The organism is Corynebacterium sp. SCR221107, from assembly GCF_027886475.1.
Taxonomy (GTDB): Bacteria; Actinomycetota; Actinomycetes; order Mycobacteriales; family Mycobacteriaceae; genus Corynebacterium.
Genome location: NZ_CP115670.1, coordinates 45544 through 69470, shown reverse-complemented (window position 1 = coordinate 69470; position 23927 = coordinate 45544). Strand labels below are relative to the sequence as shown.

Below are 23927 nucleotides of genomic sequence, written 5' to 3'. Positions count from 1 at the left end.
ACATGACTTCTATTAGCGATTCCCAGCAGGAGCTCCAAGAGCTCATCGGCGACGACTACCGCTTGCAGTGGATCGTCGGCCACGGTGGCATGTCCACGGTGTGGCTGGCCGACGACATCGCCCACCAGCGCGAGGTCGCCATCAAGGTGCTGCGCCCCGAATTCTCCGACAATAACGAGTTCCTCTCGCGCTTCCGCAACGAGGCTCTTGCCAGCGAGAAGATCAACTCCGACAACGTGGTGGCCACCTTCGACTACCGGGAGGTGGAGCACAACGGGCGCACCTTGTGCTTTATCGTCATGGAGTTCGTCCGCGGCGAGTCCTTGGCGGACATGCTCGTGCGAAAGGGGTCTTTGCCGGAGGAGCTCGCCCTCGATGTGCTTGAGCAGGCCGCCCACGGGCTCAGCGTGATCCACCGCATGGGTCTTGTCCACCGCGACATCAAGCCGGGCAACCTGCTTATCACCCAAAACGGTCAGGTCAAGATCACCGACTTCGGCATCGCCAAGGCTGCGGCCGCGGTGCCGCTCACCCGCACCGGTATGGTGGTGGGCACCGCCCAGTATGTTTCCCCGGAGCAGGCCCAGGGCATGGAAGTCACCGCTTCTTCTGACGTGTATTCCCTCGGCGTCGTCGGCTATGAGATGCTCGCGGGCACCCGCCCATTTAGCGGCGACAGCTCGGTGTCCGTGGCAATTGCCCACATCAACCAGGCACCGCCTGCCTTGCCGACGACGATCAGCGCCCCGGCGCGGGAGCTTATCGGCATCACGCTGCGCAAGGATCCCGACGCCCGCTATGCCGACGGCAACGAGCTTGCCCTGGCCGTTTCCGCCGCGCGCCTCGGCCAGCGCCCACCCCAGCCAAAGTCGGCGGGGCTTAACCGCATCGCGCCTACCCCAAGCCCGACCGCATCCACGGAGGCGCTTGGCCAGGTGGCCCAGCCGACAACGGTCATCCCGGCCACCGGCTCGTCCCCGGCGCAGTCCCAGGCACAGCAGGCGCGCGCCCGCGCCCAGCAGGCACAGCAAGCTCAACAGGCCCAGCAAGCACAGCGCACCCAGCAAGCACAGTCGGCCCAAGAGAAGAAGGGTTCGGGTGTGGCCGCGGGAATCCTCACCGCCATTGCCTTAGCGGCGCTTCTCGGTGGCGGCCTTTATGCCTACAGCACCGGGCTTTTCGGCGGCAAGGACGAGCCTGCGGTTACTACTCCCCCGGAGACGGTGACCCAGACTGTGATTCAGCCGCCCACGACGACCGCGCAGCAAGCGCCAGTGGCGCCGACCCGCAACCAGGAAATTCCCACCCCGACCCCGCGAACTACTACTCACACCACCCCGCAGGAGCAGCCGTCACCGTTGCTGCCCTCGGCGACCGTTGATGACAATCCAAACGTTGCAAGCACCGTGGTGTTGCCGGATTCGACGAATTCCAATAATTCCACGAACACCAACGACACGAATACGGATAACGGCATTGTGCTGCCTAGCATCCCGGGTTTGGAAGATCTCGGCTTTAACAACCACAACGACGCGAATACAGGAGCAACCCAGTGAGCGATCTCATCGCCAACCGCTATGAATTAGGCGAGGTCATCGGCTCCGGCGGCATGTCGGAGGTGTACCTGGCCAAGGACACCCTCATCGGCCGTGAGGTCGCTGTGAAGATGTTGCGCCCGGACTTGGCGCGCGACATTAATTTCCGCGAGCGTTTCCGTCGGGAAGCAATCAATTCCGGGCAGCTCAACCACCCGGCTATCGTTGCCACCTATGACACCGGCGAGATGGATCGCGACGGGATTGGCACCCCCTATATCGTCATGGAACTGGTGCGCGGGCGCACGCTGCGCGACATCATCCGCGAGGACGGTCGGTTTACGCCGACGGAGGCTGCCCGCACCCTCGTCCCGGTGTGCGAGGCCTTGCAGACCAGCCACGACGCGGGCATCATCCACCGCGATATCAAGCCGGCGAACATCATGATCACCAACACCGGCGCGGTCAAGATCATGGACTTCGGCATCGCGCGCGCGATCGGCGATGCCACCTCCGCGATGACGCAGACCTCTGCCGTTATCGGTACCGCCCAGTACCTGTCCCCGGAGCAGGCTCGGGGTAAGAACGCGGACGCGCGCTCGGATGTGTACGCCTTGGGGTGCGTGCTGTATGAGATGGTCACTGGCCAGCCGCCGTTCCAGGGCGATACCCCCTTTTCCGTGGCTTACCAGCACGTTCAGGAGGATCCGCAGGCCCCAAGCGAGCTGATCGGCGACCTGTCGCCCACGGCGGCTCTCAACGTGGACGCGGTGATTTTGACTGCGCTTGCCAAGCATCCCGGCGACCGCTACCAATCGGCTACCGAGCTTGCCGACGACCTGCGTCGCCTTGAGCGTGGCGCCGTTACCGAGGCCGCTCGTCACCACGTCAAGCCGATTGATGATGCGAATGACGCAGCGGGCACGGCCTTGCCAACCGCCGTCGTGGCCGCACCCACCGAGATCGTCCCGGCCGCCCCCGACGTGGTCCCCGACGCCGCGCCGACTACCATCGCACCGGCGCAGGCTCCGGCCCAAGCAGCACCCCAGCAATCGCAAGAACCACCGGCAAGCTACCAGGCTGCCCCGGCGGTTGTCCCCGCTGCGAGCCAACGCATGCCGGAGGAAAAGAAGTCGCGGAAGGGACTGCGCGCTGGCATCGCTACCCTCGCGGTGCTGCTTTTGGCCGGTGGCGGATACATCGCCTATGACTATCTCTCCACCAACGGTGTGATCACCATCAATGGCGACAAGCAGATGGTTACCGTTCCCGCCTTGGAAAACGTCGATCAGGCGGAGGCGCTGACCACCCTGCAGGGGCTAGGTCTTCAGGTGAGCGTATCGGAGGAGGCAAACCCGAACATTGCTCGGGGCAAGACAATTCGCACGAACCCGGCTGCCGGTTCCTCGGTCCAGTCCGGCACCACGATCACCTTGTTTGTGTCTTCCGGCAAGGAGGTCACGGAGGTTCCCGATGTCCGGGGGCTTAATACCGCCGACGCCGGCAAGGCGCTGGAGGCCGCCGGTTTGCTGCTCGATTCGACGGTGCGCGAGGCCGCCTCCGAGGACGTTGCCGAAGGCTCCGTGATGGAGCAGTCCCCGGCGGCAGGCTCTCAGGTCTCGAAGGGCACGAAGGTGACGATCACCGTGTCCACCGGCCCGGAGGATCAGCGTATCCCGGTGGTCACTGGCATGAAGTGGGAGCAGGCCGCAGGCAACCTCACCGCATTGGGCTTCGAGCCGATCGTGCAGTATGTCGACAGCCTCGAGGCCGAGGGCACCGTATTGTCGGTGGCCGGCGAGGGCACGAATGCCCCAGCCGGTTCCCAGGTTCAGGTTCAGGTGTCCAATGGTGCGCTGATTACCGTGCCGAACTTGGCGCGCATGAATGCCAATGATGCACTCGCGGCGCTGCGTGCTGCGGGGTGGACCGGTTCGAATGCGCAGCTGGTGACGGGCGAGCCGGTCAAGACGGCTGCTCTGCAGGATGTGGGCCTGATTGCCGCTCAGGATCCTGTAAGTGGCGGCACCATCCGCAAGGATGGAAACGTCACGGTTCGCATTTATGAGTTCGACCTCTTGGCTATCAACCCCGCCAATTAGGTCACCTAACATGGGAGTTCTTGCCCGTCGGCGGGGCCGTCCGGTTCAGGGTCGTCCCCGCTGGCTGGTATATTATCCCTTAAGCTTAAGTGACGGTCACTTTATTGATTTTTCCCAATACACGTTCGTGTACGGTCCACCGTGTGCGTTCCTGTCGTATTCCTTGAAGGATTGCTATGCCAAAGTCAAAGATTCAGGCCAGCTCGGTGCCGTATTCCTCCGGCGCTAGCAACCGTACGCCGGTCAAGATTAATACCAGTGGTACCCCGTTGTGGTACAAGATCCTCATGTTCGGCCTGATGCTGATCGGCCTTTTGTGGCTGATTGTCAACTACCTCGCCGGCCCCGATATCCCGCTGATGCGTGACCTCGGCCCGTGGAATTATGGTGTTGGCTTCGGTGCCTTCATCCTTGGTCTTCTCATGACGATGGGCTGGCGTTAGTCCTCGCTTGATCCGAGCCACCTTCGGGGTGGCTTTTTTCATGCCCATCGTTGGCTGATGCCGCAAAGCCATGGAACTGCGCCGCCGGCGCTAGGCGCGACCGTGATGCGTCGCCCTTTCACAAACAAATGCCCGACTATTTTTGCTTCTTTTTGTTTTTTTGGTTTTCGTTTAGGCTTAAGCCATGGCCAACTTTCTTTTTGATCTCTACGGCGTCCTCATCAAGCACCGCACCGATTCCGATCGCCGGGGCGTGGAACGTCGCCTTGGCATCGACGCCGAGCACCACCAGGCGTTTTGGGATGCCTATCATGATCTGCGGGACCCGCTGGATCGTGGCACGGTCAGCGATAAGCAGTGGTGGGAGGATGTTGCTCGGGCCTCCGGCACCAGCTTTGATATCGCCGATGCCATCAAAACAGAGACCGACACCTTGCTGTTTGCGCACGAGGATGCCGTCGCCGCCGCCCGCGACCTCATCAAGGAAGGCCACCGCGTAGGCGTGTTGTCGAATATTCCGCATGTACTGGCCAACGGTCTTGTAAACGAGCACCCCTGGTTCGACGAGTTTTACTCCGTGACTTTCTCCTGCGATATCCACGCGATTAAGCCGGAGCCGGAGGCATTCCACAAGGCACTTGCCGCACTGGGCACTGAGCCTGCTGACACCATTTTCTTCGACGACACCGCGGTCAACGTCCATGCCGCCCGTGAGCTGGGCATGACCGGCGTCCTCTACCGCACGGTCGCAGACATCCACGGGGTGTCCTAACCCCACCGCAGCAGCCATGCGTGCTGCCTTTTCAGATTTTTGCTTTCCGACGCCCACGGCGCGCATACCTTGACCACGGTTGCGCTGCCGTGGGCGTCTGTGTTTGCGTGATACCCTGGCCACCCCCGCCGATGGAAGCAAACTCCACATGAACCGCCGTCAACATCAGCGTTTCGGGGTGAGGGAGCGCTAGTTTGCGTTTACTTCGCATTCATCCACTGCCTGTGTATGGGCAACCTCCATAGTTATCCACAGGCTGTGCACAAACCTGTTGAGAACTCCCCATTGGCGTTTCCCACAGGGCTTGTCCACAGCCTGTGGATAAAGTTGTGCACTTCTTCCCCACCTGCGGTTTCGTTCGAATAGATTCGCAAAACCACAGTTCGTTGGCCTTGACACGCACTACGAATCGAATTACAAGAATGTATTTCCAGCCTTGTGATTATTCACAGTGTGGATAACTCCTGTGGATAAATCGCTTTGTTCACAGACCCACAAACAGTACGTCCGTCCTGTGGAATTCCGGTGGATCATTGTGGATAAATGAGTGAGTTTTGGTGAGAGTAAAGCACCATACCTTGATGATGTGTCCATCTGCGCCTGTGAGTTTTCACCCCGCCTCATGAAAAATCACAACGTTCGTATCCCACCCCTTCACCTCAACAAATCCCCCAGCACAGGACCGCACATAACGCCAAGCACAACGCCGCACCCAAGCAGCAGCCACACTGCGCCGCCAAAAGAACAAACGCCCTACACGCGTGCCCCGTCATAGGGGACGGTTGAAGGAGACCGACCTGGAAACGTCGGAAAGCATGCAGCCACACCGCCGCACCCGGCGCGACGTGCCAGATACAGCGACAAAAAGGCTGCACGAGAGACAGCTGGGGTGGAGAGAAACCAGTAGCTAGAGACGCACCAGCGAGAAAGGGGTGCGGACATCTTCTACAACCCAAGCGCGGGTGCGTAAAGCTGCTGCCCCACCAACCAGATCGCCGCCCATTCGGCGGCGAACATGACAAGTGCGAATCCATTGCGCGCGGCCGGCTTCCACGCGATCAGCGGCCAGGCAAGAATGGTTCCGGCAGCCAGCCCGCCTACGTGTCCCCACAAGGAGACATTCGTGGCGATAATCGAATACCCCAAGTTCACCAGGATCAGGGTTAAGGGAGCGCGAATGTCGGTGCGGTTACGCAGGGCCAGCCCCAAAATGACGGCCATCAGCCCATACACAGCCCCGGAGGCGCCGGCGGTGCGCGAGATCGGGTCGACGAGCATCACCATGAGCGACGCACCCACGCCGGAGATGAAATAGGCCATGACGAACCGGGCGGTGCCTAACGCCCGCTCGATCTCTCGTCCAAGGAAGAAGATCATGATGCCATTGAGCAGCAGGTGGGTGGGGCCGATGTGAACAAACATCGCCCCCACTGCCCGCAACAGGCTCAGCGGGGTGTGCATCTCCGGCGGGAATAGGATCCAGCTATCCCCTAACGAGGAAAAGACAAGGTTGTCCCCGATCGAACGCGACTGGATGGCGGTCACCACGAAAACCACAAGCGTTGCAATAAGGATCGCCAACGTCGCGGGCGCCCCCTGAACACTGCGCCTTATCCCACTCCCACTGCGGTTTGCCACCCGTGCTAAATCCTTTCCCCTACATTCCTCCCCACGTCCCGAGGACGCAGCGGGCCATCGATGCCTTCACTAGCACCGCGGCCGGTCACGTGGTTTTCCGCAACCGGCTTACACCGTGAAATTCTACGCCGACTCCGAAACATCAAGGCGCCCACCGAAGCGCTACAAGAAGCTGGTGCGAAGGCATACTTGTGGGGCGACCTCAGTGGGCAACGAGGCTTGGGCTAAGCCACGTGGCAAACCCCACCACCGTCAAGAACACCCCGACGAAGCTTTGGCGCGCGGTGCGTCGCCAAGCAAGAAGCGGCCACGCCAGCAAGCAGCACGCGACGCATCCACCAACAAAACTGACAAAAGAGGTGCTGGCGGTAAATACTGCCGCGAAGTAACCCAGAATAAGCAGCACCAACAGGCCCGTGAACCGAAACCGCATACGGGCGCGCAGCGCGATGATAACCAGGATCGCCGACAATCCCAGCACCACCGCCTCTGGGCCGCCGGTGACCGCATGGGGTTCGAAAAGCGCAACCGCCATCGCCGAACCGCAGGCTGCCACGAGGTAGGCCACGAGGAAACGCTCTGATCCCATGTGCCCTTCGAGCTGACGGCCCACCACCAACAAGGCGCTCCCGCCGAAGATCAAGTTCAACGGGCCGAAGGCCAGCAAGGGAGCGCCAACAACCCGCGGCAGGCACAGTGCCGTGCATGGCCGGGCTGGCTCGAGCCACAGTTGCGAGGCCAACCAGGACCCGCTGACGTTGTGGATGGCATCGGCCGACTAGTAGGAAGTAAATGCATAGACCATGAGCAAGCCGGCAAGCAGAACCACCGTGACGGGGGTGTCGCGCAGGCCACGCCAAAAACCGGGCTGTTCAATCTCTTTCACCGGAACTGGCATGGTCAACCTCATATAAGCCTTTTCACAGGACCATCACTGTGGACCCTAGTGTACGGGATAAAGACGCAGGTTGAACCCTCACAACCGGATTAAATACATGAATGAAAACAACGAACCCCGCGCATGTGGCAGGTCAGCGCTGCGGGCATGTGCGGGGTTAACAAATGCGCCCTTGTAGAGGGCTGCGTAAGGAAGAAAAGTCGGCCGGGGTACAGCACGGCCGACGTGGAAGACCAACCTATTCGGTGATCTCGATGGACTCGATGACAACCGGCTCCACCGGGCGATCGAAGCGATCGGTGGCGGTGGTGGCGATGGCGTCGACGACCTTCTGGGAGGCCGGGTCGGTGACCTCGCCGAAGATGGTGTGGTGGTTGTTCAGGTGCGGGGTAGGAACAACGGTGATGAAGAACTGGGAACCGTTGGTGCCGGGGCCGGCATTAGCCATGGCCAGCAGGTAGGCACGGTCGAAGCGCAGCTCCGGGTGGAACTCGTCGGCGAAGCGGTAGCCTGGGCCGCCGGTACCGGTGCCGGTCGGGTCGCCGCCCTGGATCATGAAGCCATCGATGACGCGGTGGAAGATGGCGCCGTCGTAGAACGGACCCTCATCGGTGCCCTGAGCGTTCTTGGTGCTGTAGTCAGCGGTGCCATCTGCCAGGGTGACGAAGTTTTCGACGGTCTTCGGAGCGTGGTTGCCGAAGAGCTCGATCGTGATATCGCCGCGGTTCGTGTGCATGATTGCGGTTGCAGTCTTGAAACTCATGCAGACTATCTTAGGCGCGCAAGGCGAAACCTCGCTACGCTGGTTGGGTATAGCAACCCCACGCGGTGGCCGTACACCCTGCCTTAGCACCACAGTCGCAGCGCGTTTTGCCTTATCCATTGCCGTGGGAGCACGTACGCCCTTTTTAAGCGAGGAGACTTTATGAATACCGCAACGATCCGCGGTGCCCTCATCGTGGCCAAGAAGGCCTATGGCACCTTCGCCGATTACCGCGAGCGCAAGACCACCGAGGCCTACGAGGCCTTAGTCAGCGCCGCCCAATCCTATGATGATGTCGCCGACTCGGTGCGCGATAACCTCGCCCAGGGCATCACCAAGGGCAAGGCTAAGTCCAAGCAGGAGTTCGCCGAGCTGTACCAAACCTCCTCCGCACACGTTGCCACCCTTGCCGATCAGTACCGTGCCCGCCTCGAACAGGCACGCAAGCTTGCCGACGCCCGTAAGCAGGAGCAGGAACAACAGGTCGCCGCCGCTGCCACAAAGCTTCACAAACATTCGAAGAAGCTTGCCAAGAAGCAAGCTAAGAAGGCCAAGGACCTCAAGCAGGCGGTCGCTGATTCCCCGGTTGCTGACGCCGCCGCCTCCCTTGGCGAGACCCTCGAGCAGGCGAAGGCCTCCAAGGTTGCCCAGTCGGTGATTTCCGTGATCCCCACCGAGGTTGCCGCCAAGCAGCAGCGCGAGCTTGCCAGCGGGAAGCTGAAGAAGACCACGTCTTCTCAGAAGTCCAAGGGGCTGCGTGCCGGGCTCATCGGTGCGCTGCTCGCCGCCCTCGCGGGTGTGGTGTATGCGATCATCGCCAAGCGCAAGAAGCCGGTTGCGGCTACCCCGCCGCAGGTCGATGACTACGCCAAGCCCGAGGAGGAGTCACGCCTGGTGTATTCCACCCAGACGCCGGACGATGAGAACTACGACCCCAACCACGTTCCTTCCTCCGAGGAAGGCGCCACCGAGCGCGACGACGAGCTCCTCGACGCCCTGGAAAAGCAGCTCAATGAGCATCGTTCCGAAAACGAAGAGAGCTAGTTTCTCAATTGCACTCATGGCGTCCCCTTGGGGGCGCCATGAGTTTTTGACGAGGCCGCCTGCATCAACCGCCTAGTATCATTAACCAACCGGCCACCTTGCACTACAAATTGGTACCTGAGGTTTCACCTGTTCGAAACGATCCGTCAACCTTACGCTGGCAGGCTCGTTGCTTGTGTCTGCAAAACCCAAGCATCAAAACAACTCCGGCTATGTGCGCCGGATGGAGTGGTTGCTCGCAGCCCTGTTCCTGCTGCCCAACCTCGTCCTGCTTGCGGTGTTTACCTACCGACCGCTGATCGATAACATCCGTCTGAGCTTCTTTGAGTGGAATATCTCCAGCCCGACCTCTACCTTTATCGGTCTAGATAACTACCGTGAGTGGATTCATCGCCCCGACACGCTCGTCGTGTTGGGCAATACCCTCTTCTTCACGTTCTTCGCCGTTATTGGCTCCATGGTGTTGGGGTTGGCCCTCGCACTCCTACTCGACCAGAAGCTCAAGGGCAGAAATTTTGTCCGCTCTGCGGTCTTCGCCCCCTTCGCGATTTCTGGAGCGGCGGTGGGCATCGCGTTCCAGTTCATCTTCGACCCAAGTTTTGGACTGGTCCAAGACTTGATTGCGCGCATCGGCGTCGAATCGCCCAACTTCTATCAGGTCCCGTTCTGGGCCATGGTGATGGTGACGTTCACCTTCGTGTGGAAGAACCTGGGTTATACCTTCGTCATCTATCTCGCCGCGTTGCAAGGCCTCAGTAAGGATCTCGACGAAGCTGCCTGCATCGACGGGGCTAAGTGGTGGACAAAGTTCACGAAGGTGACCATGCCACAGCTGCGCCCTACCACCTTCTTTCTTTCCATCACCGTCCTCCTCAATTCCGTTCAGGTCTTCGACATCATCAACGTGATGACCCGCGGAGGCCCGCAAGGTAATGGAACCCAGACTCTCGTCTTTCAGGTCTACTTCGAAACCTTCCACAACTTCCGTGCCGGATATGGCGCCACGGTAGCCACCGTGTTGTTTCTCATCCTGCTGGTCATCACGTTGATTCAGGTTCGCATCATGGATAAGGGGCATCGATGATCATCCTCAAGAAAGTCGCTGGCTACGTGGCGATGTTCCTCGCCCTCATCATGGTCGGGCTCCCACTGTTGTGGATTGTCTTGACCAGCCTGAAGATGCGCCAAGAAATCTACACTCAACCGGTGACATGGTGGCCGTCGGCCTTCGAGTTCGACAACTACTCGGTGGCCATGAACGACGTTCCTTTCTGGACCTATCTGCGGAACTCGATCATCATCACGGCCACCCTGTGCATCATCAAGGTCATCCTCGGGGTGCTTTCAGCCTATGCGCTCGCTATCTTGCGCTTTCCAGGCCGGAACCTAGTATTTATCATCGTGATCTCGGCGCTCATGGTGCCCAGCGAGATCACGGTTATCTCCAACTATGCGCTGGTCAATGCCCTGGGGTGGCGAAACACCTTCCAAGGCATCATCGTGCCTTTGGCGGGAGTCGCTTTCGGGACATTCCTCATGCGCAATCACTTCCTCTCACTTCCCGTGGAGATCATCGAGGCTGCGCGGGTAGACGGTGCTGGGCCTATCAAGACACTGACCCGGGTCCTGCTTCCGATTTCCCTTCCCACGCTTTCGGCCTTCGCTGTCATCACCATGGTCAACGAGTGGAACCAATATCTGTGGCCGTTCATCATGTCGGACACAGAAAAGGTCGCCACTTTGCCGATCGGTCTCACCATGTTGCAAAACAACGACGGTGTGACCAACTGGGGTCCGGTAATGGCCGCCACCATCTTGACTATCGTGCCTGTGCTCATCATCTTCCTCGCTCTACAGAAGTACATGATCAAGGGCCTGACTACCGGCGCTGTCAAAGGCTAGTCGCTTTCGAGTACCCACTTATTTCAGAAGGAATGGAGTTTTCCCATGTCTCAGTTCACCCGTCGTAACTTCCTCGCCCTCATGGGCCTGTCCGGTGCCTCCGTCACCCTCGCAGCATGCGCGGGCACCTCCTCCACCACCGCTGATTCCGGCACCACCTCCGATTCCCCCAGCGGCACCACCACTTTGACCTGGTGGTCCAATCATCCGGGTAAATCCAAGGACGTCGAGCTGGAGCTCATCAAGCGCTTCGAAGCAGAAAACCCAGACGTGAAGATTAACTTGGTTGACGGTGGAAAGAACTACGAAGAGCTTGCCCAGAAGTTCAATGCTGCGCTCACCGGAACCGATCTGCCGGATATCGTGGTGCTTTCTGATGTATGGTGGTTCAACTTCGCGCTGAACAAGCAAATTGCCCCCGTCAATGAGCTCGCGGAGAAGGCCGGGATCGACACTTCAAGCTATGTCACCTCCCTGTATGAGGACTACCACCTCGGGGATAGCTACTACGCCATGCCTTTCGCACGCTCTACCCCGCTGTTCTACTACAACAAAGACGAGTGGTCCAAGGCAGGGCTGCCTGACCGTGGCCCGGAGACGTGGGCCGAGATGGACGAGTGGGGCAAGAAGATTCAGGCCAACCTCGATGGCAACAAGAAGGCGCACGCTTGGGGCAATGCCACCGACTACCTCGCCTGGACCTTCGAAGGACCAATGTGGACCCTCGGTGGCGCTTACTCCAACGAATGGGATCTGAAGTTCAACGACCCAGCCACCATCAAGGCTGTCGAATGGCTTAAGTCGACCGCAGGCGACAATGGATACGCTGTAGTCTCCAACAACATCGCCCAGGACTTCGCCGCTGGAATTGCTGCCTCTGCAATCTGTTCTACCGGCGACTTGAGTGGCATCTTGCAGGATGCCACCTTCGAGGTCGGAACCGCTGCCCTGCCGAACCCACTCGGCACCGGCGGATGCCCCACCGGCGGCGCGGGTCTTGCCATCCCGGCAAGCATCAGCGAAGAGCGCAAGCTGGCAGCGGTGAAGTTCATCGATTTCATCACCAACACCACGAACACCGGCTATTGGTCACGGGAGGTCGGTTACATGCCGGTACGTTCAAACCCCTCTGAGGACACGGAACAGAAGAAGTTCCTCGAGGAGAACCCGAACTACCAGACCGCAATCGACCAGCTTCCGCACACCCGTTCGCAAGACTACGCTCGCGTGTTCATCCCCGGCGCGGACACGCGCATCGGCGGTGCCTTCGAAAAAATTCTCATTCAGGGTGCCGATGTCACCGAGACCATGAATGAGCTGCAAAAGGATGTCCAGGCTATCTACGACGTCCAGATCAAGCCAAACCTCTAAACCCCTCGTCCTCCTCCCCACCAGAAAGGTCATCCAGTGGCAACCGTCCAATTTGAAGAAGTAAGCCGCATCTATCAACGGAATCATCCTCCTGCGGTGGATAAGCTTCACTTGGATATCGCCGATGGCGAGTTTGTTGTGCTGGTTGGTCCTTCTGGCTGCGGGAAGTCGACGTCACTGCGCATGCTGGCCGGCCTGGAGCCTACCGACCATGGAAGAATTCTCATCGACGGACGAGATGCTACTGGGCTGACCCCCATGGGTCGAGACATCGCGATGGTTTTTCAAAACTACGCCCTCTATCCCAACATGACCGTCGCCCAAAACATGGGATTCGCCCTTCGCAACATGGGTATGAGCAAGGCCGATACCGCAGTGAAAGTCAAGGAGGCGGCCGCCATGCTCGAGTTGACCGACCTCTTGGACCGTAAACCAGCACAGCTGTCCGGTGGACAACGCCAGCGTGTGGCAATGGGGCGGGCGATCGTGCGAAACCCCGCGGTTTTCTGCATGGACGAGCCGCTGTCAAACCTCGACGCCAAGCTCCGAGTATCCACCCGTTCCCAGATTTCGGCGCTGCAAAACCGCCTCGGCATTACCACCGTCTACGTCACCCACGACCAGGTAGAGGCCATGACCATGGGCGACCGCGTCGCAGTACTCAAGGCAGGGGTGCTCCAGCAGGTCGCCTCTCCCCAGGAGGTCTATCAAAACCCTGCCAACGCCTTCGTCGCGGGTTTCATCGGCTCTCCGGCCATGAATCTCGTGGAGGCCCCGGTAACCGAGCAGGGCTGTCAGCTCGACACCTTGGTCATTCCGATGACCCCAGCCGAACGATCGGCGGCAGCCGAGAAGGTGATCGTTGGCATCCGGCCAGAACACTTCTTCGCATCCGACGAGGGACTCAGTCTCGCCATTGAACATGTTGAGGAGCTAGGCCACGAGTCTTATGCGTATTGTTCACACCCACGGCTGAGCAACACGAGCAACAACTTCGGGCGCATCGTGGTCTTTGATCACTCCAGCAGCGTGAAAACCGGGCAGACCCTAGTCGTGAACGCAGCCCGAGAGCATGTTCTGCTTTTCGACCCTGCTAGCGGCCAGCGGATCGATGGATCGGTAAAGGGTTGATCTGTGTTGCCTTAGGTCACATTGAGGGTGCAAGATATGTAGCTACTAGTGGCCTGGCTCGCATCCCCACCCTTGGATGCGTGGTACTTCGGCCTCCGGCACGGCTTTCTCATAAGCCCACCTTCCCCTCTTTGTCATTAAGATGTTTGGACTTCCACTCGAAACCGTCGCCATCCTCGGCGCGGTCAGTATCTTCTGGATCGCCTACACGTTCGTTTTCCTCTACCGCAGCCGCAACTGGTCTGACGGTGCCATGTCCGAAACGATGGAAGGCTAGGCCAGACCATGAATACAGCTATCTACTTCCTTATCGGTTATTTCCTGCTCATGCTGCTCATCGGGCTGTGGGCGACCCGGCGCGCCTCCGCCAGCGAGGAGGACTTCCTGCTGGCCGGGCGTAGCCTCGGTCCTGCGGTGACCGCGCTGCGCCTGCAGTCCTCGTCTATGTCGGGGTATATGTTCCAGGGCGCGGGCTCGCTCGGCTATACCCAGGGCTATTTCGGCATGTGGTACGCCCTGGGCGACCTCGGCGGCGGCATATTGAACCTGTCGATCATCGGGCGCCGGATGCGCAGGCTCTCCCAGATGCTCGGGTCGGTGACCTCGATCGAGTACCTCGGCAATCGCTATAACTCGCGGCTGGTGCAGCAGGTAGGCGCCGTCGTGGCCTTGGTGGGCCTGTTCTTGTACCTGCTGGCGCAGTTCGTCGCCGGCGGTTCGGGGTTGGCGGCGGTCACCGGAATCAACTTCCAGGCCGCGCTGCTGATCTCTGCGGGCATTATCGTCGCCTACACGTTCCTAGGCGGCTACCTGGCGGTGGCCTACACCGACTTCGTGCAGGCCATCGTCATGGTGGTGGGCATGGTGTGGATCCTTGTTGCCACCGTGGCCCACGTCGGTGGCTTTCAGGCCGGCAACGTAGCCGTCGGCACGCTCAATGAAAACCTGTTGTCGATGTTCGGCGCGCAGCGCCAGTACGAGGGCCAATGGGGCCTCATCCTGGGCGCTTTGTTGGTGTTTTCCATCGGTTATATGGGTTGGCCGCACGTGGTGGTCTCGCATATGGCCATGCGCTCGCCGACGGTGGTCCGCAAGGCCAGCGTCTACTCGATGATCTTCAACTTCCTGTTCATCCCCAGCCCCTACCTCATCGGCGTGTTGGCGCTGGTGATCGTGCCGGGGCTTGCCAACCCGGAGCTGGCCTTGTTCGAGGTCTCGAAGGTGGTGCTGCCCACATTCGCGGTGGGTATCGTCATGGCGGCGGTGATGGCGGCGATCATGTCCACGGCGGACGCGTTGTTGCTGCAGGCGTCCACGATCGTTTCCCGCGATATCGCAGGCCGTTTCCTTCCTGCGAGCATGAGCCCCCGCACGCATGTGTGGGTCTCCCGGGTGACGGTGTTGGCGATGAGTGCGGCGGCGATCGCCCTGGCTCTGTGGCAGCCGCCGAGCGTGTTGTCGATGGCGCTGTATGCAACCACGATCCTGGGTAGCTCCTTCGCGCCGGCGTATATCTGCGCGGTGTGGTGGAAGAAGGCGAACTCGGTGGGCGCGCTGGCCTCGATTATCGCCGGTGCGGTGGCCTCGGTATCGTGGGATGTGGTGGGGCTGACCGCCGCCACCAACCTCGACCCGATGGTCGCGGGGCTGGGTGCTTCGACGCTTGCGATGGTGCTGGGCTCGCTCGCAACGCAGAAGTCCCACCCGGTTCCGGACACCATCACCCGCGCGATCACGCTTGCTGCAGCCGCCCCGGGTTCTACGAAGAACACCTCGGCCGCCCGTCTTGCCCGTGAAGAGGATGCGCAACTGCTGTGTCAGATGCCGAATCCTTGATGCTGACTCCCCAATTGGATGCGGAGGCGGCACGTCTGCGCGCACGCGGGCTGGGCTTTACCTGCCCTGCTCCCCCGCGCCTTTTCGCCTACCCGATGGTGGGCGTGCGCTTTGCCGTTGGCTGCGATGAGGCATACGTTGTGGTGGATCCGGCGGGCGGGCGCGCGGTGACCTGCTACCCGTGGCTGCTTTCGCCCCTTGATGGCGCCGCCTGCGTGCAGGAGGTCGCCGCGCGGCCTCTTAAGCAGGTGCTTTCCGACGCCTACGGTGCGCTGTCGGCAGGATTAAGAAAGCGCTGGAAACTGGGCCGAACCTTCGACGCCACACCGGTAGAAGTCATCGACCCGCTCTACAAACCGAATTGGCTCGTGGTCGCCGAAGGTGGCGAGCGCATCCTCATCGACGCCGTCACCGGCAACTACGCCATTGCAACGAGAGACAGACTGAGGCCGGATTGAGATATCTGGAGAAGGTGAAATGGGAGCACCCTCCCCAGACTGTGCTCCAGCAACCGACTTCCGCGCTCCTTAGCGACCACGCGCTCTCGCTTACGGGGGAGAAAAAGTAGCGTTGAAGGCGGAAAAAAAGTATCGTTGGAGACGGAAAATTAGTAGCATATACACTCTGAGCAGGTAAGAATGAATTATCTTCACCGAGCAGTGGACCTGCAGTTGGACCAGCTTCTACCCCACGTAAGTGCAATCGCCATTGAGGGACCTAAGGCTGTGGGCAAGACTGAAACAGCTATGAGGCGGTCCAGCGCAGTGCTGAACCTCGATAGTGAAGATGACCGGTCAATCGTGGACGCGGATCCCACCTTCAGCGCCTTCGATGGACAAACGATCCTCATCGACGAGTGGCAAAAACTGCCTCAATCCTGGGATTACGTGCGACGAGCTGTGGACAATCGAACGCGGAAGTGCTCATTTTTGCTCACAGGCTCGGCCACCCCAACCGCGGGAGTGGACACGCATAGCGGTGCGGGCCGAATTTTGAGCCTAAGAATGCGACCAATGGCGATCTTCGAACGCCACGATGGCCATGCTTCCATAAGCCTTGGAAACCTACTATCGGGCGAATCTGCTGTATCGGGGAAGACATCTTGGAATCTTGCCGATTACATGAATGCAATCGTGGCCAGTGGATTCCCTAGTATCACCGAGCTCCCACCTCTCGTCCGCAATCAGCAACTGAACTCATACATTCAAAGGATTGTCGATCGGGACCTGCCGGATCAGGGATATTCAGTGCGTGACAAGTCAGGACTTATGGCATGGCTGGCTGCCTACGCCGCTGCCAGCTCCACCACTACCGGTTACTCAGAGATCTTGGATGCTGCCACTGCAGGACATGGCACAAAGCCTGCGAAATCAACCACCATGAAGTATCGAGAAAAGCTTGCAGAAATCTGGATGTTAGACCCGGTTCCCGCATGGAACTTCGCACGCTCTCCGCTCGGCAACCTCGCAAAGTCCCCCAAGCACCAACTGGCTGATCCAGCGTTGGCAGTTCGGCTACTCAGCATTCCCGATAATGGTCTGACCCATGGCCGCTTCAAGCATCTGTCTGGTCCTTTCTTTGAGTCACTGGCTACCCTCTCGGTTCGCGTTGCCGCAGATGCCAACTTCGCCACCGTTGGCCATCTGCGTGGAATCAAAGGAGACCGCGAGGTCGACCTCGTTGTTCAAGGCTCCGACGGCCAGCTCATCCCTATTGAAGTCAAACTTTCAGCGAACATCAAAGATGATGACGTCCGCCACCTACATTGGTTTAGACAGCAATTCCCAGAGGACACTGTGGACATGGTGGTCATTTCCACCAGCGAGCGCGCGTATCGCCGCAAAGACGGCGTCGCCGTTGTCCCGTTGAGTCTGCTTGGCGCCTAGCCCTTGTTTGCCGAAGACCCCAGCCTGCTCGCCTTGGACACTAACACCACGTAACTCACCTCAACCTATTGCCCGCATAGACAAATCCCCCTCTGGCACCCAAGGTCTATTCACCTAAGGCTCCGAAAGGGGTTTTTTGTCGAGGGTTAGCGGGCCAGCTCGTGGCTGAGCGCCTCAAGCTCGCCACCGCCTGCCATCTGCTGGGTGAGCTCCTCGAGGGTCACCTGAGCCTTGGGCTTATCAAGGATCTGGCGTCCGAGGTTGAGGATGGTGAAGTGATCACCCACCAGGTACGCGTGATGCGGATTGTGGGTAATGAGCACCACGCCGATGCCGCGGTCGCGGGCGGCAGCGATGAACTTCAAGACCATGCCCGACTGCTTGACACCCAAGGCTGCGGTGGGCTCGTCGAGGACGATGACGCGGGCGCCGAAGTAGACGGCGCGGGCGATGGCCACCACCTGGCGCTGACCACCAGAAAGGCTGGCGACCTCAACATCAACATCGGCTAGGTCGATGCCCATCGTCAGTAGCTGCTGGCGGGTGATCTCTTTCATTTCCTCGGTCTTTAAGGTCCCGAAGGCGCCGGTGAGCTCCTGGCCGAGGAAGAAGTTGCGCCACACCGACATCGATCCCACCACCGCCAGGTCCTGGTAGACCGTGGCGATACCACAGTCCAGCGCGTCGCGCGGGGAGCTGAAGGTGGTCGGCTCGCCGTCGATAAGCAACTGCCCCGATGTGGGGGAGTGTAACCCGGCTAGGACCTTGATGAGTGTGGACTTGCCGGCGCCGTTGTCACCGAGCACGCAGGTGACCTCACCGGCGGCGACGGACAGGTTGACCTCGCGCAGCGCGTCGAAGGTGCCGTAGGACTTCGTGATTTCTTGCAGTTCAATAATCGCCATGGCTTAACGCTTACTGGTGAGGTTGGCAAAGGACGTGTTTGTAAAGACCGCGAACAAAAGCATCGCGCCGAGGAAGAACTTGAACCAGTCCGGGTTCCAGCCGGCGTAGACGATGCCCTGGTTGGTCATGCCGAAGATGAGCGCGCCGATGGCGGTACCCAGTGCGGTGCCGCGGCCGCCGGTGAGCGCGCACCCGCCGATGACGGCCGCAATGATGTAGAGGAACTCGTTGCCGATGCCCTGACCGGCCTGGATGGAATCGAAGGCGAACAGGGTGTGCATGCCCACGAACCAGGCGGCGAAGCCGACGAACATGAACAAGGTGATCTTGGTGCGGCGCACCGGAACACCCACGGCGCGGGCGGCATCCTGATCGCCGCCGACGGCGAAGATCCAGTTGCCAAAGCGCGTCTTGTACAGCAGGAAGGAGGCCAGCGCCACAAACACCAGCCACCAGATCACCGTCACGCGCAGATTCAGCGCGCCCAGGTGAATCGTGCCCGCGAACACCGCGTGAGCGGAGTCGAATCCCTCCATGTCCGCAATCGAGGGGGTTGCCACCTGGCCGGTGACCAGCTTGGTCACCGCGAGGTTGAGGCCTTGAAGCATGAGGAAGGCCGCCAGGGTAATAAGGAAGCTGGCGATGCCGGTGCGGGTGACCAGATAGCCGTTGAGCGCGCCGATGCCTAGAGAAATCACCAGCGCGATGCCAGCGCCCACCCACGAGTTGAGGTGGAGGTTGTAGTTGAGCATCGTCGCAGCCAGCGCACTGGAGGTCACCGCCACGCCGGAGGAGAGGTCGAACTCGTCACCGATCATGAGCAGGCCGACGGCCAAGGCCACGATCCCCAGCGTCGAGCTGGCATAGAGCACGGTAGAAAAGGCGTCGAGGGACCTAAACGCCGGAGCGACGCTGAAAAAGAGCACGAAGATGAGGATCGCACCCAAAAGGCTGGCCAGCTCCGGGCGGCGGATCAGCCGCGCAAAGCCGGTGCGGCGGCGCAGGCGGTCCTCACCGGCAACGGCCTCTCCCGCAGGTGCGGTGGTTGCTGTTGGTTCGTCGTTTTCATCGACGACCTTGGTGGCATGTGTCATCGCAGGCCAGCCTTCGCAGCCTCAGAGATGCCCGCCACGTTGGAGGCATCCACAAAGCTCGGGCCGGTGTACACCGGGCGCCCGCCACCTAACACGGTGCCGTTGCGCTTGGCCAGCCACAGGGAATCGATGGCCAGGTAGCCCTGGAGATAGGGTTGCTGGTCCACCGCCCAGGCGATCCGACCGTCGGCGATGGCTTCAACGAGCTCGGAGTTGGTGTCGAAGGTGGCGATCTTCGCCTGCGAGCCCGCGTCCCCCACCGCGTCGATCGCGCGCATGGCAACCGGTGCCTGCAGCCCCATGATCCAGTCGATGCTGGAATCTTGGGAGAGCTTGGCCTGCATGGTCGCCTGCGCGGCGGTGAGGTCCTGGCCGTTGACGTAGAGCAGCTCGACCTGGCCGCCGCTGGCGGCGAGCCCGTCCGACAGTCCCGCGCAGCGCGCCTCCTGGGAGGAGTTGCCCTGTTCGTGGATAACGCACAGGGCGTGCTTGGCGCCTTCGGCCGCCAGCCGCTGGCCCGCCTGGGTGCCCGCTACCTTTTCCTCCTGCCCGAAGAAGGCGGACAGGCCATAGTTTTGATAGGAATCCATGCCCGCGTTCAGGCCGACGGTGGGAATACCCGCCTCCACAGCCTTTCGCGCGGCCGGGCCGATGGCCTCGGCGTTGGGCAGGGTCACCGCGATGCCGTCAACCTGGGAGTCGATGGCGGACTGAACTAGGTTGGCCTGGTTCGGTGCCTGCGGGTCGGAGGAGTAACGCAGCTCGAGGTTGTTCTTCTTGGCCGCGTCCTCGGCCCCCTTGCGAACGAGGTCCCAGTAGGTGTCGCCCGGCGCGCCGTGGGTGACCATGGCCACCACGTAGCGCGGGGTATCCACGCCACCAGCGGAGCCGCTGGCTTCATCATTTCGCGGGGCACCGCCGGTGGAGGAACATGCGCCTAAAACGGCCACCATCACGGCGGCCGCGGCGATCTTTAGACTCTGGGAAAGTTTTCTCACAAGTGCATAGTCACCCACTACCCCCACCTTGGTCAAACCATCTGACCTGCTTGTTTATCGATTAAGCACTGTTAAGCTGGGTGTTAAGGAAGCAAGGGCGTTGCGCGTTTGTGGGCAAACCGACAGCCATGTAACAACCCCAGGGGCCCACACATTTTCCTCCATTGTGGTCACAATCAATCGCGCAGTCGTTTCCGCTCGTGCACCGCTGGCGATGCGCCCGATGTTTTGCCGGTGGGCGTCGGCAGGCAAGACATTCCCCCTCCAGACAGCCGAAAGCGCAACTATTGTTGATAGGTATGAGCGCCGATTCCCCGCAAGCTGCCCCTCACCATTTTTCCTCGCCCGCCTCGCTGCCCAACGCCACGCCCAGCGCACACGCTACACTGCCCGAGTGGGCGCGCACGGTGAGCTTCTGGCACGTGTATCCGCTCGGTTTTTGCGGCGCGCCGATCTGGGACCGGGATGCGTCGGAAAGCAACGCCCACGATGAGGCAAGCAACAATGCCCGCATCGACCGGCTGAGGGAAAGCCTGGATTATCTGATTAGCCTAGGACTCAACGGCCTGCTGCTGGGACCGGTGTTCGAATCGGTCACGCATGGCTACGATACGGTCGATTACTTCCAGTGCGATAAGCGCCTGGGCACCAACGCCGATCTGGAACGGCTGATCGCCGCGTGCAACGACCGCGGCATCAAGGTTGTGTTCGACGGGGTCTTTTCGCATGCGGCGGCCAGCTTCGTGCGCCCCGAGCTCCTCGATGCCGAGGCGGTCTTTGAGGGACACGGCGACCTCAAACGTTTCGATCATTCCAACCCGGCAGTGGCCGAATTTGTCATGGAGGTCATGAATTACTGGCTTGACAAGGGTATTTCCGGCTGGCGCTTGGACGCTGCATACTCGGTTTCCCCCGATTTCTGGGCGCCTGTCCTCGCGGCGGTAAAAGACCGCCACCCGGACGCGCTGCTTTTAGGCGAGGTCATCCACGGCGACTATGCGGGCATTGTTGGCGCCGCCGGCATGGATACCCTCACGCAGTATGAGCTGTGGAAAGCGATCTGGTCTTCGCTCAAGGAGGAGAACTTCTTCGAATTGGATTGGACCCTCAAGCGCCACAACGAGTTCCTTGACTCCTTCATCCCGCAGACGTTTGTCGGCAATCACGATGTCACCCGCATCGCCTCCCAGGTGGGGCCGAAGAAGGCGCTGCTGGCCGCGACGATCCTGTTTACCGTCGGCGGCATCCCGAGCGTCTACTACGGCGATGAGCTGGGCTTTGAGGCGATCAAGGAGGAGCGCTTCCGCGGCGATGATGCCATCCGCCCGGCATTTACCGCCCACCCGGTGGCTAATGACATCACCAACGCCTACAAGGCATTGATTGCTTTACGACGTACCCAGGGCTGGCTTGTCGACGCACGCACGGAGGTTACGGCCGTTTCCAATCAGGCACTCAGCTACCGCGCCTATTCCGGCGAGCGGGAGCTTTTTATCAGCCTCGAGGTCGCCGACCCGGAGCACCCGAAGGCCACCATCACCGACCCCTTCGGTGCGGTGCTGTGGGCCTATGCGGGCTGATGTTCTCAGCCACGGTGGTGCTCGGGCCTCTCATTGCTGGATTACTTGGTGAGTACGGTAAGAAACTCCACTGTGCCGGCGTCTTCCACGCTGACAAAGCCGAGGCTAGGCGCCTCAACCCCGTAATCAGCCCAGGTCACAGGGATGGAACCGGCCACCTGCAGGGCATTGTCAACCACGGCAACCTGTGCGGTCGTGCTGGCGGGCTTGGTTTGCCCATTGATGGTGAGTTCGCCATTAAGGGTGACATCTTGGGGTGTGGCGCTTAGGTTTTCCAGCGTGAGCGGCTCGGTCACGGTGAAGGTGGCTGCCGGGTTGACGCTGGTGTCAATGGCCTTGGTGCGGAAGTAATTGTCGCGCCGATCGGAATCGGTGGTGACGCTTGCCAGATCCACGGTCACCGTCGCCGCGGTGAGGGTGTCAGTATCGATAATCGCGTCGCCGCTGACGGATTCGGTGCGGCCCACAACGGTCACGTTCGCACCGTTGAGGACCTCCTCCACCCGATAGCCCGCATAGGAACCCGCGCCAATGGTCCAGGTACCAGCGATATCGCCGTCGAAGCTGGCCGCCTGTGCGCCGTCGGTCGCCGCATTGCCCGCCCCCGCACCGCTGCTTTCCGACGCTGCGGTGCTCAGGCTCGGTGTGGCAACATCGCTGGATTCATTGGCGGCATATAACCGCGGCAGCGCGATGGCCGCCGCGATAATGATCACTACGGCTCCAACGGCCAGAATGATGGACAGTGTCTTCTTGTTCGTCATGATGGTCTCCACGGTGAATGCTGGGTGGTAAATAGTTTCGGTTATGTGGGGGCTGCCCCGCGTGACGCGCGGGTGCCCGCTTGGAACTTACCCCACCCCTTCCACCAGCTACCCCGTGTAAGGACATAATGGAAGCCATGACTAACCCACACAAGGATTCAAGCAACCCGCAGGCCGAAATCACCAAGCAGTACGGGGTCGACGTCACCCGCGTCGGGCTGACCCACTACCGCGCCACCAACGCCGCTGGCGCCAGCTTCGACTTCGGCCAGGGCGAGGGGCTACTCTCCCCGGTCGAGGTTCTGCTGGCCGCTGCTGCCGGATGCGCCGCTGTGGACGTCGACGTCGTCACCGCCCGCCGCAGCGAACCGGAGAAATTTCACGTCCGCGCCGAGGGCGACCGCATCAGCGAGGAGGGTGCAAGCCGTCTGGGTGCCGTGCGCCTTTCCTTCGACGTCACCTTCCCCGATACCCCCGAAGGCCGCCAGGCACAATCGATGGTGAGCCGCCTCATGAACCTATCCCGTGACCGGGACTGCACGGTCTCACGCACCATCGAACACCCAACGCAGGTCAGCTACGAGAACCGTAATCAAGACCGTGGCTAATCCTGGCTCGCCTCCGCCATCTTCTTGACCAACCAATTCTGCAGACCGATGAGCTCAATGAGCTCCAAGTCCTGGTTGGTCTCCTGGAGATCGCCATCTTCATCGATGATGTAGTCCTTCATGGCCTCATAAGCCACGAAATCCCCCTCCAGGGAGGGCATGATGGCGCCAATTCGCGCCAGGCCCTCCTCCGAGGTGCGCTTTTCCTTCTTCAGATACTCAACGATATCGTCATAGACCTCCGCCGCGGGGGCTGCCTCGATCTTTAGTTGACCACCCAGATTCAGAATGCGGTTGGCGAACTTTTTCACCCAATCAATTTCCTCTTGTGCGTGCGCCGCATACTTGTCCGCCAGCACCCCAAGCCCCTTTACCCCAAAGACGAGGCTGTGGATGCGGTGGCTATAGCTTTGCGCCGCAATCCCGGATACCACCGTCTGAAGCGCCTGAATCTCTTGCTGCTTGTCGACCATTTCTTTCCTTCCTTCCGCAGCACAAAGAAGTGCCGCCTTCACGTGTCTTCCGCGGCTATCATGCATGATCATTGCTGACCCGCTGCCGTGGCTTCGCTGTTTTGTTGTCGACTTGGTGAAGTTTTCTTCGCGTTTGATGGTGTTGTCCACTTGCTTTACGACGTCCATGACGCCCCATTGCAC

General features: G+C 60.4%; 23 protein-coding genes. 15 read left to right on the top strand and 8 right to left on the bottom strand.

Features of this window, described 5'->3' with window-relative positions; all coding sequences use genetic code 11:
• The first annotated feature begins 2 nt into the window (after positions 1–2).
• From PAB09_RS00360 to PAB09_RS00345, 4 genes are all read left to right on the top strand, one after another.
• Positions 3–1556 carry a serine/threonine-protein kinase gene (locus tag PAB09_RS00360; RefSeq protein ID WP_271034149.1) on the top strand — a complete coding sequence of 518 codons (1554 nt, stop codon included), beginning with the start codon at positions 3–5 and terminating at the stop codon, positions 1554–1556.
• Positions 1553–3637 carry a Stk1 family PASTA domain-containing Ser/Thr kinase gene (gene pknB, locus PAB09_RS00355; RefSeq protein WP_271034148.1) on the top strand — a complete coding sequence of 695 codons (2085 nt, stop codon included), beginning with the start codon at positions 1553–1555 and terminating at the stop codon, positions 3635–3637. Before PAB09_RS00360 ends, pknB begins: the two co-directional genes overlap by 4 nt.
• A gap of 176 nt (positions 3638–3813) precedes the next feature.
• Complete coding sequence (gene crgA / locus PAB09_RS00350) at positions 3814–4080, top strand: cell division protein CrgA (RefSeq protein WP_271034147.1); 267 nt, start codon at positions 3814–3816, stop codon at positions 4078–4080.
• Positions 4081–4264: 184 nt separating this feature from the next.
• Entirely contained in the window at positions 4265–4852 is a 588-nt protein-coding gene (locus tag PAB09_RS00345; RefSeq protein WP_271034146.1) for an HAD family hydrolase, read from the top strand.
• Positions 4853–5797: 945 nt separating this feature from the next.
• Here the strand turns inward: PAB09_RS00345 and PAB09_RS00340 are convergent.
• The 3 genes from PAB09_RS00340 to PAB09_RS00330 form a co-directional block, all read right to left on the bottom strand.
• A complete protein-coding gene (locus PAB09_RS00340; RefSeq protein WP_271034145.1) occupies positions 5798–6433 on the bottom strand; it encodes a rhomboid family intramembrane serine protease in 636 nt (211 codons plus the stop codon).
• Between the two features lie 259 nt (positions 6434–6692).
• Entirely contained in the window at positions 6693–7139 is a 447-nt protein-coding gene (locus tag PAB09_RS00335; protein ID WP_271034144.1) for a rhomboid family intramembrane serine protease, read from the bottom strand.
• A gap of 487 nt (positions 7140–7626) precedes the next feature.
• A complete protein-coding gene (locus PAB09_RS00330; protein WP_271034143.1) occupies positions 7627–8151 on the bottom strand; it encodes a peptidylprolyl isomerase in 525 nt (174 codons plus the stop codon).
• A 162-nt stretch (positions 8152–8313) separates the two neighbouring features.
• On the opposite strand from PAB09_RS00330, the gene PAB09_RS00325 reads away from it, so the two are divergent.
• From PAB09_RS00325 to PAB09_RS13220, 9 genes are all read left to right on the top strand, one after another.
• Positions 8314–9195 (top strand): hypothetical protein, encoded by an 882-nt coding sequence (locus tag PAB09_RS00325; RefSeq protein ID WP_271034142.1) that lies wholly within the window; start codon positions 8314–8316, stop codon positions 9193–9195.
• Between the two features lie 223 nt (positions 9196–9418).
• Positions 9419–10279 (top strand): carbohydrate ABC transporter permease, encoded by an 861-nt coding sequence (locus PAB09_RS00320; RefSeq protein WP_271035410.1) that lies wholly within the window; start codon positions 9419–9421, stop codon positions 10277–10279.
• Positions 10276–11097 (top strand): carbohydrate ABC transporter permease, encoded by an 822-nt coding sequence (locus PAB09_RS00315; protein ID WP_271034141.1) that lies wholly within the window; start codon positions 10276–10278, stop codon positions 11095–11097. Before PAB09_RS00320 ends, PAB09_RS00315 begins: the two co-directional genes overlap by 4 nt.
• A gap of 45 nt (positions 11098–11142) precedes the next feature.
• Positions 11143–12468, top strand: a complete 1326-nt coding sequence (locus PAB09_RS00310; protein WP_271034140.1) for an ABC transporter substrate-binding protein — start codon at positions 11143–11145, stop codon at positions 12466–12468.
• 36 nt (positions 12469–12504) lie between these two features.
• Positions 12505–13599: an ABC transporter ATP-binding protein gene (locus tag PAB09_RS00305; RefSeq protein WP_271034139.1), complete on the top strand. Its 1095-nt coding sequence runs from the start codon at positions 12505–12507 to the stop codon at positions 13597–13599.
• Positions 13600–13741: 142 nt separating this feature from the next.
• Positions 13742–13876, top strand: a complete 135-nt coding sequence (locus PAB09_RS00300; protein WP_271034138.1) for a hypothetical protein — start codon at positions 13742–13744, stop codon at positions 13874–13876.
• An 8-nt stretch (positions 13877–13884) separates the two neighbouring features.
• Complete coding sequence (locus PAB09_RS00295) at positions 13885–15435, top strand: sodium/proline symporter (protein WP_271034137.1); 1551 nt, start codon at positions 13885–13887, stop codon at positions 15433–15435.
• On the top strand, positions 15414–15893 hold the full coding sequence (locus PAB09_RS00290; protein ID WP_271034136.1) for a hypothetical protein: 480 nt from the start codon (positions 15414–15416) through the stop codon (positions 15891–15893). The genes PAB09_RS00295 and PAB09_RS00290 overlap by 22 nt, the downstream gene beginning before the upstream one ends.
• 180 nt (positions 15894–16073) lie before the next feature.
• Positions 16074–17321 (top strand): ATP-binding protein, encoded by a 1248-nt coding sequence (locus PAB09_RS13220; RefSeq protein WP_333780174.1) that lies wholly within the window; start codon positions 16074–16076, stop codon positions 17319–17321.
• Positions 17322–17467: 146 nt separating this feature from the next.
• Here PAB09_RS13220 and PAB09_RS00275 read toward each other — a convergent pair whose 3' ends face one another.
• From PAB09_RS00275 to PAB09_RS00265, 3 genes are read right to left on the bottom strand one after another with little or no spacing between them, the layout of a single operon-like run.
• Positions 17468–18226: an ATP-binding cassette domain-containing protein gene (locus tag PAB09_RS00275; RefSeq protein ID WP_271034135.1), complete on the bottom strand. Its 759-nt coding sequence runs from the start codon at positions 18224–18226 to the stop codon at positions 17468–17470.
• Between the two features lie 3 nt (positions 18227–18229).
• Complete coding sequence (locus tag PAB09_RS00270; protein WP_271034134.1) at positions 18230–19321, bottom strand: ABC transporter permease; 1092 nt, start codon at positions 19319–19321, stop codon at positions 18230–18232.
• Positions 19318–20274 (bottom strand): substrate-binding domain-containing protein, encoded by a 957-nt coding sequence (locus PAB09_RS00265; RefSeq protein ID WP_442873767.1) that lies wholly within the window; start codon positions 20272–20274, stop codon positions 19318–19320. The genes PAB09_RS00270 and PAB09_RS00265 overlap by 4 nt, the downstream gene beginning before the upstream one ends.
• Positions 20275–20618: 344 nt before the next feature.
• Here PAB09_RS00265 and PAB09_RS00260 point away from each other — a divergent pair, with 344 nt between their 5' ends.
• The gene (locus tag PAB09_RS00260; protein WP_271034133.1) at positions 20619–21899 is read left to right on the top strand and encodes an alpha-amylase family glycosyl hydrolase; all 1281 of its coding nucleotides are present in this window, start codon (positions 20619–20621) and stop codon (positions 21897–21899) included.
• A gap of 41 nt (positions 21900–21940) precedes the next feature.
• Here the strand turns inward: PAB09_RS00260 and PAB09_RS00255 are convergent, their stop codons facing one another.
• Entirely contained in the window at positions 21941–22663 is a 723-nt protein-coding gene (locus PAB09_RS00255) for a YceI family protein (protein ID WP_271034132.1), read from the bottom strand.
• 137 nt (positions 22664–22800) lie between these two features.
• On the opposite strand from PAB09_RS00255, the gene PAB09_RS00250 reads away from it, so the two are divergent.
• Positions 22801–23271, top strand: coding sequence for an OsmC family protein (locus PAB09_RS00250; RefSeq protein ID WP_271034131.1), 471 nt, complete (start codon positions 22801–22803; stop codon positions 23269–23271).
• On the opposite strand, the gene PAB09_RS00245 is transcribed toward PAB09_RS00250, so the two are convergent.
• The gene (locus PAB09_RS00245) at positions 23268–23744 is read right to left on the bottom strand and encodes a ferritin-like domain-containing protein (RefSeq protein WP_271034130.1); all 477 of its coding nucleotides are present in this window, start codon (positions 23742–23744) and stop codon (positions 23268–23270) included. The genes PAB09_RS00250 and PAB09_RS00245 overlap by 4 nt on opposite strands.
• Positions 23745–23927: the final 183 nt, after the last annotated feature.